This window comes from Paenibacillus sp. OT2-17, from assembly GCF_009827695.1.
GTDB lineage: Bacteria > Bacillota > Bacilli > Paenibacillales > Paenibacillaceae > Paenibacillus > Paenibacillus polymyxa_B.
The window spans coordinates 1-707 of the sequence record NZ_WUDQ01000992.1 but is presented as its reverse complement, the minus strand read 5'-3'; the positions used below and the strand labels follow the sequence as shown (position 1 = coordinate 707).

The following is a 707-nucleotide window of genomic DNA, read 5'->3' as shown; positions in this document are numbered from 1 at the left end:
CCTGGAACCGTCATTTTCTTCCTGCAGCGCAGGAGCGGGCGATTGAGAAGTTTGGTGAAAAAGGACGTAATTTCTATATGTTCGGTGAAGTGGGTGCTTTCGTTAACGATAAATGGAACCGAGGTTCTGTGAATCATTCGGCTCAATTCTTCACCTGGAAGGAACGCAAAGAGTATAGCACCAATGATGAAGTAGCAGCGTTGGAACAATATCAACACGAAAATAATCTTGGTACAGCCAATCAGCCTTTATCCGATAATGCATTCCTCAAAGGGAATATGTATCATGAACCGGACCATTCGCAATCCTCCGGGATGAATGTAATTGATATGAGGATGCATATGAATTTTAGTGATGCAAATAACGCATTTTGGAATGGCAAGGATTCGGATGACAGTTATAACGATGCGACCTATAACGTAGTGTATGTAGATAGCCATGATTATGGACCTAACAAATCATCGACCCGGTATACGGGGGGCACGGCTGCATGGGCTGAGAATATGAGTTTAATGTGGACTTTCCGTGGAATTCCAACATTGTATTACGGCTCAGAAATCGAATTTCAGGCAGGAAAGCCAATCGACTGTGGTCCAACATGTCCATTAGCAACCACAGGACGTGCTTACTATGGAGATCATATTGAAGGTACAGTAGTAGCCTCCTATTTCGGACAGGTAGCTTCTGCTTCAGGTTCGGTTGCTCTA

At 44.0% G+C, this 707-nt stretch carries 1 protein-coding gene; it reads left to right on the top strand.

Going from position 1 to position 707, the window contains the following annotated elements; genetic code table 11:
• The coding region (locus GRP75_RS28660) for an alpha-amylase family protein (RefSeq protein WP_483311134.1) at window positions 1–707 on the top strand (707 nt) is incomplete at both ends.